The following is a 14937-nucleotide window of genomic DNA, read 5'->3' on the forward strand; positions in this document are numbered from 1 at the left end:
TCGTCGGGTGAGCTGTTGTCCGGTGAGCCGTTGTCCGGTGAGCCGCCGTCGGACGGGCGGTGGCCGGATGAGCGGGGTCCCGGGGTCCGGGCGGCCCGGCCGGTCCGCGGTCAGGGCCTGCCCGGCACCGCGACCGCCTCGTCGGGGCGGACCGGTTCCGGCGGCGTCCCGTCGCCGAACGGCCGGCCGCCCAGCTCCTGCCGGTGGTGGGGCGTGAGCCAGCCGGACAGATCCGGGCCCAGCGGCACGATGGCGGTCGGGTTGATGCCGGTGTGCACCTGGTAGTAGTGGCGCTTGATGTGGTCGAAGTCCACGGTGTCGCCGAAGCCCGGGGTCTGGAACAGATCGCGGACGTACGCCCACAGCACCGGGTTCTCGGCCAGCTTCCAGCGGTTGCACTTGAAGTGACCGTGGTAGACGGCGTCGAAGCGGACCAGGGTGGTGAACAGCCGGATGTCCGCCTCGGTGATCGTGTCGCCGACCAGATAGCGCTGCCGCTCCAGGCGGGGCACCAGCTGCTCCAGGCGCCGGAAGACGCCCGCGCACGCCTCCTCGTACTCCTGCTGCCCGGTCGCGAAGCCCGCGCGGTACACGCCGTTGTTGACGTCCTCGTAGACGCCCGCCATGACCTCGTCGATCTCGTCGCGCAGCGCCTCGGGATACAGGTCGGGCGCGCCCGGCCGGTGCAGGGACGTCCACTCGGTGGCGAGGTCCAGGGTGATCTGCTGGAAGTCGTTGGTGACCAGTTTCCCGCTGGGCACGTCCACGATCGCCGGCACGCTCACCCCGCCCGGGTAACCGGTCTCCCGCCGGTCGTACGCCTCGCTGAGGTAGCGGATGCCGAGGACCGGGTCGCGGCCGTCCGGGTCCAGGGTGAAGCGCCAGCTGCGGTCGTCCTGGATCGGATCGGCGACCGCCAGGGAGAGGGTGTCCTCCAGGCCGAGCAGGCGCCGCGAGACCAGCGCCCGGCTCGCCCACGGACAGGCCCGGCTCACCACCAGCCGGTAGCGGCCGGGCGCCACCGGCCAGCCGTCCCGGCCGTCGGCGGTGATCCGGTCCGCGAAGTGGCTCCGGGACCGCTTGAACGCCTTCCTGCCGTAGCCGCTGTTGCCGGGTGTCCCGTCGTCACCGCTCATGCCCCTGCCCTCCGGTCGTCCGTGTGCTCTGGTGGACGCGTTCCCCGTTTTCGGCCGACGGCACTGGTGGAACCCCCGCGGGCCACCCGCAAGGCGGGTGTGAGCCACGCGGGTGGGGGCAGTCGGCCCCTCGTGAGTGGGACAGCCTCTGAAGAAACGCCCGAACGCGAGCCCGGTCGTCGGCACGACGGCCACCCCGGCGACGGCCACCGGGACGTCGGCCGCCGGCGCGACGGCCACCGGGACGACGCCGGCCGGAGCGACGGTCATGGGGACGACGGCCGCCCGGGCGCGGCCGACCGCGCGGCCGACCGCAGGACGCGCGTCACCGTGCTGGTGGCCCTGGCCGCCAACCTGGTGATCGCCGTGGCCAAGGCGGTGGGCGGCTTCCTCGCGGGCTCGCCCGCGCTGCTGTCGGAGGCCGCGCACTCGGTGGCCGACAGCATGAACGAGGTCTTCCTGCTCGCCGCGCTGCGCCGCAGCCGCCGGCCCGCCGACCGCAGGCACCCCTTCGGCTACGGCAAGGAACGGTTCTTCTGGTCCCTGCTGGCGGCCGTCGGCATCTTCGTGATGGGCGGCTGCTTCTCCTTCTACCAGGGCGTGGAGGCACTGCGTACCGGCGCCCAGGAGGAGCTGAGCGGTTACGTCGCCGGACTGGTGGTGCTCGGGGTCGCCCTGCTCGCCGAGGGCGCGTCCCTGCTGCGGGCCCTGTACCAGGTGCGCGGCCAGGGCGGGCTCGCCGCCGGGCTGCGCGACCCGGCCCTGCGCACGGTCGTCGCCGAGGACGGCACCGCGGTGCTCGGCGTGACCCTCGCCATGGCCGGCATGATCCTGCACATGGTCACCGGTCAGGTGGTGTGGGAGGCCGGCGCCTCGCTCGCCATCGGCGCGCTGCTGGTCTACGTGGCCTACCGGCTGGGCCGCGAGGCCCGCGACCAGCTGATCGGCGAGGCCGCCGACCCGGAGGCCAGCGGCCGGATCTGCGCGCTGTTGCGCGCCCAGCCGGAGATCGACAGCGTCGAGGCGCTGTTCACCATGAAGACGGGCCTCGACTCCACCCTGGTGGCCGCCCGCATCGACCTGGTGCCGGGCCTGGACAGCGAACGGGTGGAGGAGGTCGCCGTGCGCATCAAGCGGTCGATAGCCCACACGATCCCCGAGGCCGGGCAGATCTTCCTGGACGTCACCGACCGGCCCGCGCGCGAGGCAGCGGAAAGCCCCGCCGCGACGGGGGAACGCGGCGGGGCCTGACCCACGCGTGCCCGGCCGCCGCCGGTTCATGCGCGCGTGTGCCGAGAATTTTCCGGGCCGCCCGTTCAGCTCCCGTCGGCCGGTTCCAGCACGAAGACCGGGATCTCCCGCTCCGTCTTCTTCTGGTAGTCGGCGTACGGCGGATACGCCGCCACCGCCCGCTCCCACCACGCGGCCTTCTCCGCGCCGGTGACCTCACGGGCCGTCATGTCCCGCTTGACGGGACCGTCCTGGAGTTCCACCCGCGGATCGGCCTTGACGTTGTGGTACCAGACCGGGTGCTTGGGCGCCCCGCCCAGCGACGCCACCGCGGCGTACCGGCCCTCGTGCTCGACACGCATCAGCGGCGTCTTGCGGATCTTGCCGCTGCGCGCTCCCCGGGTGGTCAGCACGATCACGGGCATGCCCGTGTCCAGCAGGGTGGTGCCCTTCGTGCCGCCGCTGCTCTCGTAGAGCTCGACCTGTTCGCGCACCCACCGCGTCGGGCTGGGTTCGTACTCGCCGTCCAAAGGCATGGCATCCGTCCCATCGTCACGTCGTACGGCTGACCGGTACCGGTCTACAACACCGGCCGGTGCTCCATCCATCCCGGCTCGCCGCGACGACCGCGCCGGCCGCGCACGGGCGGCGCGGTCGCCCACCGTCGGGATCCGGCGTACCGCACCGGCCGGCGAGCGGTGCCATCGAGTCACCGTCCGCCGCCCGCGGACCGCCCGCGGGGGCACAGGAGTTCACCGCCCACCGCCAGCACGGCGATCCCCGGCCAGGGCGTGCCCGGGGTCACGCCGGTCGCCCGGCGCCCGTCCGGTCGCGTTCAGTAGGGTTCCCGGATGAGCGAACAGGTCCGGAACACCGGGACACCGGAGCAGCCCTTCCTCTACGTCGTGGTCTGCGCCGCAGGCGTGGCCTCCGGCGTCAGCAAGCTGATCACCGCCGCTCAGGAGCGCGGCTGGGCGGTCGGCGTCTTCGCGACGCCGGTCGCCCTGAACGGCTTCTTCGACACCGACGCCGTCCGGGCGCAGACCGGCCGGCCCATCCGGTCGGCCTGGCGCCGCCCCGGCGAGCCCCGTCCCTTCCCGGACCCGGACGCCGTGGTGGTCGCGCCGGCCACTTTCAACACGGTCAACAAGTGGGCCGCCGGCCTCGCCGACAACCTCGCGCTGGCCACCCTGTGCGAGGTGAGCGGCCTGGGGGTGCCCGTGGCGGTGCTGCCCTGCGTCGCCGACGCGCTGGCGTCCCATCCCGCGTACCGGGAGAGCCTGGCCCGGCTGCGCGGCATGGGCGTGCGCTTCGGCGACCCGTACGCCGGGCAGGGAGAGGACGGCGGCCGCCCCGACTTCGCCTGGGAGCGGGCGCTGGACCTGGTCGAACGGGGCTGACCCGGCGCCGCCCGAAGCCGCACCAGGACGTACGCTCGCCACCGGTACTGATGATCCCGAAGACAGGAGCAGCAACGATGCGGTACGTGAAGCTCGGTTCGACGGGCCTCGAGGTGTCGCGGATCTGCCTGGGCTGCATGACGTACGGCGTTCCCGACCGGGGCACCCACGCGTGGACCCTCGACGCCGAGGCGTCACGTCCGCTGATCCGGCAGGCGCTGGAGGCGGGCGTCACCTTCTTCGACACGGCCAACGTCTACTCCGACGGCACCAGCGAGGAGATCGTCGGCGAGGCGCTGCGCGACTACGCCCGCCGGGACGACATCGTGCTCGCGACCAAGGTCAACGGCCGGATGCGGCCCGGACCCAACGGCGCCGGGCTGTCCCGGAAGGCGATCATGACCGAGATCGACCACAGCCTGAGGCGCCTGGGCACCGACTACGTCGACCTCTACCAGATCCACCGCTTCGACCCGCACACGCCCGTCGAGGAGACGATGGAGGCGCTGCACGACCTGGTCAGGGCGGGCAAGGTCCGCTACATCGGCGCCAGCTCGATGTACGCCTGGCAGTTCTCCAAGATGCAGTACACCGCCGAACGGCACGGCTGGACCAAGTTCGTCTCCATGCAGAACCACTACAACCTCCTCTACCGCGAGGAGGAGCGCGAGATGCTGCCGCTCTGCGCCGACCAGGGGGTCGGCGTGCTGCCGTGGAGCCCGCTCGCCCGCGGCCGGCTCACCCGTGACTGGGACACCACCACCGAGCGCAGCGCCACCGACGACTTCGGCGGCACGCTGTACCAGGAGGGCGACCGGGCCGTGGTCGAGGCCGTCACCCGCACGGCCGAGAACCGCGGTGTGCCGCGCGCCCAGGTGGCCCTCGCCTGGCTGCTGCACCGGTCCACGGTGACCGCGCCGATCGTCGGGGCGTCGAAGCCGGGGCACCTGGAGGACGCCGTGGCGGCGGTCGAACTGTCGCTCACCGAGCAGGAGATCGAGGAGCTGGAGCGGCCGTACACGCCGCACCCGATTGCAGGTCACTGAGCCGGGCCGGCCCCCGGACGCTCTCGCGGGCGCCTCAGGGGCCCGTGCCGGGTTCGAGGGCGGTGACCTTCACGGACGACTCGTCGCCGCCCACCGGGACCTCACCGGCCGTCCACGCCACCCGGATCGGGTCGTGCTCGTCGGGCGGGGTCACGAGCAGCGCCGCCGGGGTGGCGGTGCGGGCGCCGCTGATCTGGGGGCTGGAGAACGACAGCCCGGCCCACGCGCTCTTCCCGGGCGCCAGCGTGACGGTCCCGGGGGAGGAGGGCGCGCGTACGGGATCCGGGCCCAGCTGCCCGCCGGAGGCGTCGACGAAGGCGGCGCCCGGGTAGCCGTGCACGGTGCAGGTGCGGTCGGAGGTGTTGGTCAGCACGATCGGGAAGTTCCGCTGCCCGGCCCCGGGGTCGACGCGGCCGACCTCGGCGCGCAGTTCGCCGGTGCGGCACCGGCCGTTGGTGCGGGCGGAGGCGGAGGCGGAACCCGCGGTGTCACTGGGTGCGGCGGTCGCCGCCGGGGTGGTGGCGGCACCGGTCGCGGCACCAGGGTCCGGAGTCGTCGTGCGGGGGGCCTGGGTCGGGCGCGGGGCAGTCGACGTACTGCTCTCGCTGCCGCAGGCGCCCACCAGGCCGAGGAGCGCCGCCGCGCTCGCCAGCAGGGCGGTACGGCGTACGGGCCGTGACGTGTTCGCCATCGCTTCTCCACTCCCGTCAGGTCGCGCGCACGGCCGCCCGGCGGCACGTACGCCCCGTGCCTTTCGAGTGTCCCGCCGCACCGCCCGGGAAACGACGGGCGCGCCGCCTTGACGGGAGCACGGCCGGTGCTCCCTCGCGCGCGCGTCCCGCCGTGCGCCCGGGGCGCGGGTCCCGGGGCGTCGCTCACGGGCGTGCGCCTTCGCCGGCGTCCGCCGGCGCACCACCCGGTGTCACTCCTCGCCGAGCAGTCCCAGCTCCGCCCAGATGGTCTTGCCCTCGGCGGTGTGCCGGCTGCCCCAGCGCTGGGTGAGCTGGGCGACCAGCAGCAGCCCCCGGCCCCCCTCGTCCCAGGTCTTGGCCCGGCGCAGGTGCGGCGCGGTGTGGCTGGTGTCGGAAACCTCGCAGATCAGCGTGGCCGAGTCGTGGATGAGCCGCAGCCGGATGGGCGGGGAGCCGTAGCGGATGGCGTTGGTGACCAGTTCGCTCACCACCAACTCGGCGGTGAAGGACGCCTCCAGCAGGGCCCAGGCGGACAGCTGCTCGACGACCTGTTTGCGTACGGGGGCGACCAGCGACGGGTCGGCCGGGATGTCCCAGGTGGCCACCTGCTCGGCGGGCAGCCCACGGGTGCGGGCCAGCAGCAGTGCCACGTCGTCGGCGGCGCCGCCCGACGGGAGCAGTGCGTGCAGGACCCGGTCGCAGGTCGCGTCGAGCGACTCGGTGGGTCCGGCCAGGGCCTCGCGCAGCAGCGCCTGACCCGCTTCGGCGTCCCGGTCCCGGCCCTCGACCAGACCGTCGGTGCAGAACGCCAGCACGCTGCCCTCGCGCAGCTCCAGCTCCGCCGACTCGAACGGAAGGCCGCCCACCCCCAGCGGCGGCCCCGAGGGCAGCTCGATCTGCCGGGGCGGGCCGTCGGGCGGGACCAGCACCGGTGACGGATGCCCGGCGCGGGCCAGGGAGCAGCGTCGCGACACCGGGTCGTAGACCGCGTACAGGCAGGTGGCGCCGACCTCGCCCGTGCCGTTGTCGCCGGACTCCTCGGAGAGCCGCACGACCAGGTCGTCGAGGTGGGTGAGGAGTTCGTCGGGCGTCAGGTCGATGTCGGCGAGTGTGCGCACCGCCGTGCGCAGCCGGCCCATGGTGGCCGATGCCTGGATGCCGTGGCCCACGACGTCGCCGACGACCATGGCGACCCGCATCCCGGACAGCGGGATCACGTCGAACCAGTCGCCGCCGACCCCGGAGCGGGCCGCCGGAAGATAGCGGGAGGCGGCCTCCAGCGCGGCGGTGGGCGGCAGCCACCTCGGCAGGAGGCTGCGCTGCAGCGTGAGCGTGGTCTCGCGCTCGCGGGAGTAGCGGCGGGCGTTGTCGATGCAGACCGCGGCGCGGGCGGTGACCTCCTCGGCCAGCAGCCGGTCGTCGTCCGTGAAGGGGTAGGGCCGCCGGTACCGGGTGAACACCGCCACGCCCAGGGTCGTGCCGCGGGCCTGCAGCGGCACGGACATCGTGGAGTGGATGCCGTACTCCTCCACCCGCCGGACGCGCACGGGGTCCCACTCCTGCCACCGCTCCAGGTCCCCGGAGGGAACCTCGGCCACGATCGCGTGCCCCGCGACCAGGCACTCGGCCTGGGGGGAGCCCGCCGGGTAGACGTCCAGCCGGCCGGGTTCGGCGACCGCCTCCGGGGAGCCCGGGGTGATCGACCGGTGGGCGGCCCGCCGCAGACCGACCGGCGGGGCGGGCACGACCGGGGGCTCACCCCCGTGGTCGTGGGGGTCCAGCAGGTCGACGCTGACGAAGTCGGCGAGCGCGGGCACGCACACGTCGGCCAGCTCTTGCGCCGTGTGGGTGACGTCGAGTGTGGTGCCGATGCGCACGCTGGCCTCGTTGACCAACTGCAGCCGCTCGCGGGCGAGGTGCTGCTCGGTGAAGTCGTGGGCGCTGACGCAGACGCCGCGCACCCGGCCGTCGGCGTCGGCGAGGGGCGCGATGCGGGCGTGCCACGCGTGGGCCCGGCTCTCCCCGGTGGCCTTCAGGTGGGTGTGCATGTCGTGGCGGTCGCCGGTGGCCAGCACCCGGCGCAGGTGCCGCTCCAGCTCGGTGTGCTGGGACCTGCTGCCGATGTCGGTGGGCCGCAGACCGCGCAGCCGGTCGGCCGGCAGGCCGAGCAGCCGCGCCATGGCGTCGTTCACGGCGCGCAGCCGCAGCCGGTCGTCGAAGATCATGGTGGCGCAGGGCGACTGGGTGAGCGCCGCCCTGACCAGCGGGTCGTCGTGGTGGTCGGGGCCGTCGTAACGAGGGGCGACGGCGAGCCAGGTGCCCGGCCCGCCGCCCCCGGACGGTCTGCGGTGGGCGAGCACCCAGACGGGCACCGCCCGTCCGTCGCGGTGCCGCAGCGTCAGGGTGCCGCTCCACCGCTCCTGCTCGGGGCCGGGCGGCAGGCCGTCCGCGCGGTCGGCCAGCAGGTCGGCCGCGGGGCGTCCCACGACGTCCGCGGCCGAGTGGCCCAGCAGGAGCCGGGCGCCCTCGTTCCACTCGCGCAGGGTGCCGGAGTCGTCGATGACGGCGCGGGCCGCGGCGTCATCCTCGGACGGGTTGACCGGACTCATCGTCGCCACTCCATTGCGCACACCCATGGTGAACAGCGCGTCACCTGGGCCCCAGCCTAGTGCGTCCGGGGCCGGTACGGACCGGAACGAGCGGTCTCGCGCGCTTCGGCACCCCACCGTCGGGCGGCGGCCGGAGGAGAACCGGTGCCGTCCGGACCGTTGACGGACTGTCATGTCTGCCACAAGCATGGCCTGCGACCGATTTGGGAGCGCTCCCATTCCTGACCGCTCCCTCCATGTGAGCGCCACTCGCACCTCCCCCGAGGAGCCCAGACGTGAAAAGACGCAGAACCGCGCTCGTCTCCCTGACCGCGCTGCTGGCGGCGGCGGTCACCGCGCTGCCCGCCGCCCCGGCCGGCGCGGAGGAGACCGAGCAGGTGCGGAACGGCACATTCGACAACGGCACCGAGTCCTGGTGGGCGAGCAGCAACGTCACCGCGGCAGTGACCGACGGCCGGCTGTGCGCCGACGCCCCGGGCGGCACCGCCAACCGCTGGGACGCCGCCGTCGGCCAGAACGACATCACCCTGGTGGCGGGGGAGTCGTACCGCTTCTCCTTCACCGCGACCGGCGCGCCCGCCGACCACGTGGTCCGTGCGATCGTGGGCCTCTCGGTCGCCCCGTACGACACCTACCACGAGGTCAGCCCGCAGCTCAGCGTCTCCGGCAACACCTACTCGTACACCTTCACCTCGCCCGTCGACACCACCCAGGGCCAGGTCGGCTTCCAGCTCGGCGGCACGCCCGACGCCTGGCGGTTCTGCGTGGACGACGTGTCGCTGCTGGGCGGGGTCGCGCCCGAGCCGTACGAGCCCGACACCGGGCCGCGGGTCCGCGTCAACCAGGTCGGCTACCTCCCCTCCGGCCCGAAGAACGCCACCGTCGTCACCGACGCGACCTCGCCGCTGGGCTGGCAGCTGAAGAACGACCGCGGACGCGTCGTCGCCCACGGCCGGAGCGAGCCGCGCGGCGTGGACGCCTCCTCCGGGCAGAACGTCCACTCGATCGACTTCGGCCGCTACGGGAAGCGCGGCGAGGGCTACACCCTGGTCGCCGACGGGGAGACCAGCCGCCCCTTCGACATCGGCACCGCCGCCTACGAGCGGCTGCGCACCGACTCCGCGAAGTACTACTACACGCAGCGCAGCGGCACCCCGATCAGCGACGAGCTGCGCCCGGGCTACGGCCGCCCGGCCGGACACGTGGGCGTGGCGCCCAACCAGGGCGACACCGAGGTCCCCTGTCAGCCCGGCGTCTGCGACTACACCCTCGACGTCTCCGGCGGCTGGTACGACGCCGGCGACCACGGCAAGTACGTCGTCAACGGCGGCATCTCCACCTGGGAGCTGCTCAGCACCTACGAGCGCTCGCTGCACGCCCGCACGGGCGAGCCCTCGAAGCTCGGCGACGGCACCCTCGCCATCCCGGAGAGCGGCAACAAGGTGCCGGACATCCTCGACGAGGTCCGCTGGGAGCTGGACTTCCTGCTGAAGATGCAGGTGCCCCAGGGGCAGCCGCTGGCCGGCATGGCCCACCACAAGATCCACGACGAGGCGTGGACCGGTCTGCCGCTGCTGCCCAGCGACGATCCCCAGAAGCGCGAGCTGCACCCGCCGACCACCGCGGCCACCCTCAACCTGGCCGCGACGGCCGCGCAGGCGGCCCGCCTCTACCGCCCCTACGACCGGGAGTTCGCCGCGAAGGCGCTCGACGCGGCCCGCACGGCGTGGGCGGCGGCGCTCGCCCACCCGGACGTGCTCGCCGACGAGAGCGACGGCATCGGCGGCGGCGCCTACCCCGACAGCCGGGTCGACGACGAGTTCTACTGGGCGGCGGCCGAGCTGTATCTGACGACGGGGGAGCGGGACTTCCGGGAGTACGTGCTGAACTCCCCGGTCCACACCGCCGACATCTTCGGCCCGCTCGGCTTCGACTGGGCCCGCACCGCGGCGGCCGCCCGCCTCGACCTCGCGACCGTGCCGAACCGGCTCCCCGGCCGGGACCAGGTGCGCCGCTCCGTCGTCCAGGGCGCCGACAAGTACCTCGCCACCCTGAGGGCACACCCCTACGGCATGCCTTACGCCCCCGAGGACAACGTCTACGACTGGGGCTCCAGCCACCAGATCCTCAACAACGCGGTCGTCCTGGCCACCGCCTACGACATCACCGGCGCCTCGAAGTACCGCGACGGAGCGCTCCAGAGCATGGACTACATCCTGGGCCGCAACGCGCTGAACATGTCGTACGTCACCGGCTACGGCGAGGTCAACGCCCACAACCAGCACAGCCGCTGGTACGCCAAGCAGCTCGACCCGTCGCTGCCGGCCCCGCCCGACGGCACCCTCTCCGGCGGCCCGAACTCGAATATCCAGGACCCCTACGCGCAGAGCAAGCTCCAGGGCTGCGTCGCCCAGTTCTGCTTCATCGACGACATCCAGTCCTGGTCGACCAACGAGCACACCATCAACTGGAACGCCGCCCTGGCCCGGATGGCCTCCTTCGTGGCGGACCAGGGCTGACCCTGCCGTCGCTGCCCTGACCGCCTCCCGCGGTACCGTCGCATCACTGCTCTGACCTGGGCCTATTTACTGGTCAGTACCCGCGCGGTACCGTGGGAGGCATGCCAGCTCTGAACGTGGAGTTCAGCGACCGCGAGCTCGAGGACCTGCGGCAGATCGCCAAGGAACGCGGTACGTCGATGAAGGCGCTCGTGCGGGAGGCCGCCGCCGCCGACATAGCCCGGCACCGGGCGCTTCAGGAGGGGGCGGAGGCGTTCCGCCGGTTCTTCTCGGCCCACGCCGACGAATTCGCCGCCGCCTTTCCCGACGACGAACCGCCCCCCGTCCGGGGCGAGGGGCGGGCCGCCTGACCCATGGCACCGGTCCTGCACATCGACGTGCCCTGGCTGCTCCAGCGTCATGAGGAAGTACTGCCGGAGCAGCCCACGATCAACGACTTCTCCGCGCTGGTCGCCGCCGTCGCCCGGCACCGGGTCGACCCGCCCCGGCTCGGCGTCGACTCCGACCCGGCCTGGCGGGCCGCCGCCCTGCTGCACACCCTCGCCGTGCTCAAGCCGCTGCCCGCGGCCAACGCCCGCTTCGCCTGTGCCACGGCCGTCGCCTACATGTACGCCAGCGACGTCGGGATCGACCCGCCCTACGGAGCCCTCGTCGACCTCGCGCGCGACCTGATGTCCGGCAAGGCCGACGTTTACGGCGCGGCGGACCGGCTGCGCTCCTGGCAGATCTGAGAAAGCCGGAAGCGGGCGCGCGCCGCGAGAGCCGCCGCGCATTCTGACCTTCTTTCAAAGCGGGCCGAAGTCACCCGTCCGCCTTGTTGACCATGAGAGGCTTGTGCGAGAGTGAAGCACCCGTGCGGGGGGTAAAGGCCGGGTCTCGCACGCGCGTTGAGAAACCCAGACCGGATTTCGCCGTGGCGAATTCACGCTCCCCACACCGCGGTAAAAAGGTATACACCAATCGGTGGTCCCTTTTCGGCGACCGGAACATCTGTGTCACACGCGCGTGGGAAGGAACGACCCCAGTGCCCACCCCCCACCCCCCTCGTCCCGCACACCCGCCCTCGGGCGGGGACCACGGGGAGTCCGACGAACTGCTCGCCGCGCGGCTGCGCGACGGTCCGGAGAGCGAAGGCTCCCGGGCCGCCGCCCTGCTCATGGCGCGGCACTGGCAGCCCGCCCACGACTACGCCACCATCTGTCTCGCCGCATCGGGCCAGGTGACGGCGATGGTGGCCGGCGCCGCCTGGCACCGGGTGCTGGACCGGCTGGCCGAGGGCGAGCAGGCCACGGCCCTGCGTCCTCGGCTGCTGGTGGCCGTACGGGACACGGTCCGCCAGTGGTCCGCGGAAGAGGGGATATCCGCCGTTCTCCCCCCGTTGGCCAAACCCGCCGGCGGACGTGGTATGCGGGCGGCGAAGTCGATGATTCCGGAAAACCGCACCCTGGCCGCGCGGGCATTCGCGTCACTTCCGGGACCGGCCCGTTGTTTGCTCTGGCACACGGAGGTCGAAGCCGAACACATTGCTGTCCCGGCCGGTCTGCTCGGCATGGATACCGACACCGCGTCGATCACTCTCGAACAGGCTCGGGAGAAATTCCGCGAAGGCTGTCTGGACGCCCATCGGCAACTCGCGCCCTCCCAGGACTGCCGCTTCCACGGCCGGCTCCTCGACGTGCCGATCCGCCGGGGCGGCACCCTGCTGCCGGACGTCCGCAAGCACCTGGCCGACTGCCGCCACTGCCGGCACGCGGCCGAACAGCTCGGCCACTTCGAGCGTGAGCTGGGCACGCTGATCGCCGAAGCGGTCCTCGGCTGGGGCGCCCGGCGCTACCTCGACTCCCGTCCCGGACGGGCGAGGCTGAGCACCCTTGCCCGAGGAAGCGCCCGCCACCGCGGCGGACGTCCGGGTCTGCTGGCCCGGTTGCCCGTGCCCCTGGGCCGGCCGCGCTCCGGCCGGGCGGTGCTGCGGCAGCTCGGCGCCGCGTCGGCGGGCGTGATGGCCGTGGCGCTCGTGGTGAGCGTCTGGTCGTACGACGGAGGAGGCGCCGACCCCGCCGCCTCCACCAGCGCCGCGGGGGACGAAGGCACGGCGTCCGCCACCAGCAGGCCGAAACCGCCCGGCACGGCCGGGCTGCCCACGGCGGCGGACCGGGCGCTGCTGCGCAACGTCGCCGCCGACCTCTGCCTCGACGTCCGGGGCGAGCCCGGGGCCGGGGTGGGGACCCGCCTCGCGCAGTGTTCGGGGGCGTGGACCCAGCAGTGGACCCTGGAGGACGACGGACTGCTGCGCAGCGCCGCCGATCCGGGGCTGTGTCTGGACTCGCGGGCGGACGCCGGGGTCGTCGTTCTCGGTACCTGCGCCGACGAGGGCACCGAGCGGGGCGACCACGTGCGCTACGACCTCACCGACCGGGGTGAGCTGGTGCCGCACGGGCAGCGCGGGCTCGCCCTCGCGGCCACCGCCACCGCCCCGGACGCCGATGTGGTCGTCAAGGTGCACGACGGCTCCGACGCCCAGCGCTGGCGGAGCGACCCGGTACCGGTGGACGGCTCCCTGTCCGTCGCCCGCACCGAGACCCCGGCCGCCCGCGCGGTGGAGCTGCCGGGCGGCTGAGGGAGCCTCACGGTCGCCCGGTCGCCCGGTCGCCACGGCACGCACGGGGGCCGGTGCTCCGGGCCGGGGCGGCGGCGGGACCCCGGCCCCCTGTGCGGGACCCCGGCCCCCTGTGCGGGGCCTCGGGCCCCTGTGCCGGGCCTCGGGCCCCTGTGCGGGCCCCCGGGACCCTACGCGGGGTCCTCGACGAGGTCGCCCGGGCCCGGGGTCGTCGGCGAGGCGTGGCCCGACAGGGCCAGGGTCAGGTCGAGTTCGGCGAGCAGGCAGCGGATCACATGCTCCACGCCCGCCTGCCCGTCCAGCGCCAGACCGTAGACGTAGGGACGGCCGAGGAGCACCGCCCGCGCGCCGAGGGCCAGCGCCTTGAAGACGTCGTCGCCGGTGCGCACCCCGCTGTCGAACAGCACGGTGAGGCGGTCGCCGACCGCCTCCACCACACGCGGCAGGGCGTCGGCGGCGGCGACGGAGCCGGCCACCTGACGGCCGCCGTGATTGGAGACCACCACGCCGTCCATCCCGGCGTCGGCGGCCAGCCGGGCGTCGTCCGGGTGCAGGATGCCCTTGAGGACGATCGGACCGTCCCAGTTCTCGCGCAGGAACGCCAGATCCGGCCAGGACTTGGCGGGATCGGAGAACATGCCGACGAAGTGCATCACCGCCGCGTTCGGATCCTCGTGCACCGGCTTCGCCAGGCCGGCCCGGAAGGCCGGGTCGGAGAAGTAGTTCGCCGTGCCCACCCCGTGCAGGAACGGCAGGTACGCCTGGTCGAGGTCGCGCGGGCGCCACGACAGCAGCGGCGTGTCCAGGGTGACGAACAAGGCGCTGTAACCCGCCGCCTTCGCCCGCCCCAGGAAACTGCGGGCCACCTCGCGGTCCTTGGGCCAGTACAGCTGGAACCAGCGCTCGCCGTCGCCCATCGCCTCGGCGACCTGCTCCATGGGGGTGCTGGACGCGGAGGACAGGACGTACGGCACGCCCCGGGCGGCGGCGGCCCGGGCGGCGGCCGGCTCCGCGTCCGGATGCATGATCGACAGGACGCCGACCGGCGCGAGCGCCAACGGGGCGGGCAACCGACGGCCCAGCACCTCGACCGCGAGGTCACGTTCGTGGACGTCGCGGAGCATGCGCGGCACGATCCGGCGCCGGTCGAGAGCCGCCCGGTTGGCCCGCGCGGTGCTGCCGTCACCGGCACTGCCGGCGACGTACCCGACCGGACCGGGGCCCAGGCGCCGCTCGGTCAGCTCCTCCAGCCGCGTCAGGTCGGTGGGCAGGCGCGGAACGGCACCGGTCATCCCGTTCAGGTAGATCTCGTACTGGAAGTCCGCCCAGTGCTTGGCCATCCGAAGCCCCGCCTCTCGTCGTCGAGTTGCCGCCTTCGGCACCATACCCGTGAGTATGTCGGGCCGTGCCGTCGGGGAGACGGGCATGTTTCAGGGGTGTTTCCGGCCTATTGGCGAACGAAGGGATCACGCCATCCGGCCAGTTCATGACTGAAGTACCGATCAAGAACCGGCCTCTTACGGACTTGGAACGTTCGAATTCTGTGACTTCGCGCCACTGATTCAATACGCAAGGTTACCGAAATCCGTGGGGTCGAGATGAGTTTCGGTGGCGGACTCGGCAGACTCGCGCTCGCCGTTCCGGCACCCACCGGGCCGGGCCGGCGATCACCCTCATCCCGAGCGGAA

General features: G+C 73.4%; 12 protein-coding genes. 7 read left to right on the forward strand and 5 right to left on the reverse strand.

Going from position 1 to position 14937, the window contains the following annotated elements; all coding sequences use genetic code 11:
- Nucleotides 1-110: 110 nt before the first annotated feature.
- Nucleotides 111-1136: a glutathione S-transferase family protein gene (locus ACFZP7_RS30830; protein WP_385637199.1), complete on the reverse strand. Its 1026-nt coding sequence runs from the start codon at nt 1134-1136 to the stop codon at nt 111-113.
- 330 nt (nt 1137-1466) lie between these two features.
- On the opposite strand from ACFZP7_RS30830, the gene ACFZP7_RS30835 reads away from it, so the two are divergent.
- Nucleotides 1467-2387 (forward strand): cation diffusion facilitator family transporter, encoded by a 921-nt coding sequence (locus tag ACFZP7_RS30835; RefSeq protein ID WP_019327722.1) that lies wholly within the window; start codon nt 1467-1469, stop codon nt 2385-2387.
- A gap of 65 nt (nt 2388-2452) precedes the next feature.
- Here ACFZP7_RS30835 and ACFZP7_RS30840 read toward each other — a convergent pair whose 3' ends face one another.
- On the reverse strand, nt 2453-2902 hold the full coding sequence (locus tag ACFZP7_RS30840) for a nitroreductase family deazaflavin-dependent oxidoreductase (RefSeq protein ID WP_029393827.1): 450 nt from the start codon (nt 2900-2902) through the stop codon (nt 2453-2455).
- Between the two features lie 315 nt (nt 2903-3217).
- On the opposite strand from ACFZP7_RS30840, the gene ACFZP7_RS30845 reads away from it, so the two are divergent.
- A complete protein-coding gene (locus ACFZP7_RS30845; RefSeq protein WP_019327724.1) occupies nt 3218-3766 on the forward strand; it encodes a flavoprotein in 549 nt (182 codons plus the stop codon).
- 77 nt (nt 3767-3843) lie between these two features.
- The gene (locus ACFZP7_RS30850) at nt 3844-4812 is read left to right on the forward strand and encodes an aldo/keto reductase (RefSeq protein WP_030975716.1); all 969 of its coding nucleotides are present in this window, start codon (nt 3844-3846) and stop codon (nt 4810-4812) included.
- Between the two features lie 34 nt (nt 4813-4846).
- Here ACFZP7_RS30850 and ACFZP7_RS30855 read toward each other — a convergent pair whose 3' ends face one another.
- Together ACFZP7_RS30855 and ACFZP7_RS30860 are read right to left on the reverse strand one after the other, a co-directional pair.
- A complete protein-coding gene (locus tag ACFZP7_RS30855) occupies nt 4847-5503 on the reverse strand; it encodes a DUF4232 domain-containing protein (protein ID WP_385637202.1) in 657 nt (218 codons plus the stop codon).
- Nucleotides 5504-5734: 231 nt separating this feature from the next.
- Nucleotides 5735-8113 (reverse strand): SpoIIE family protein phosphatase, encoded by a 2379-nt coding sequence (locus tag ACFZP7_RS30860; protein ID WP_385637205.1) that lies wholly within the window; start codon nt 8111-8113, stop codon nt 5735-5737.
- Nucleotides 8114-8388: 275 nt separating this feature from the next.
- On the opposite strand from ACFZP7_RS30860, the gene ACFZP7_RS30865 reads away from it, so the two are divergent.
- From ACFZP7_RS30865 to ACFZP7_RS30880, 4 genes are all read left to right on the forward strand, one after another.
- Nucleotides 8389-10632, forward strand: a complete 2244-nt coding sequence (locus ACFZP7_RS30865; RefSeq protein ID WP_385637208.1) for a glycoside hydrolase family 9 protein — start codon at nt 8389-8391, stop codon at nt 10630-10632.
- Between the two features lie 101 nt (nt 10633-10733).
- The gene (locus tag ACFZP7_RS30870; RefSeq protein ID WP_030975726.1) at nt 10734-10982 is read left to right on the forward strand and encodes a hypothetical protein; all 249 of its coding nucleotides are present in this window, start codon (nt 10734-10736) and stop codon (nt 10980-10982) included.
- A gap of 3 nt (nt 10983-10985) precedes the next feature.
- Nucleotides 10986-11363, forward strand: coding sequence for a hypothetical protein (locus ACFZP7_RS30875; RefSeq protein ID WP_019327731.1), 378 nt, complete (start codon nt 10986-10988; stop codon nt 11361-11363).
- Nucleotides 11364-11656: 293 nt separating this feature from the next.
- Entirely contained in the window at nt 11657-13249 is a 1593-nt protein-coding gene (locus tag ACFZP7_RS30880; RefSeq protein WP_385637211.1) for an RICIN domain-containing protein, read from the forward strand.
- A gap of 170 nt (nt 13250-13419) precedes the next feature.
- Here the strand turns inward: ACFZP7_RS30880 and ACFZP7_RS30885 are convergent, their stop codons facing one another.
- Nucleotides 13420-14589, reverse strand: a complete 1170-nt coding sequence (locus ACFZP7_RS30885; RefSeq protein ID WP_385637214.1) for a lactate 2-monooxygenase — start codon at nt 14587-14589, stop codon at nt 13420-13422.
- Nucleotides 14590-14937 lie beyond the last annotated feature (348 nt).

The sequence above is a fragment of the Streptomyces sp. SudanB5_2050 genome (assembly GCF_964272335.1).
GTDB lineage: Bacteria > Actinomycetota > Actinomycetes > Streptomycetales > Streptomycetaceae > Streptomyces > Streptomyces rochei.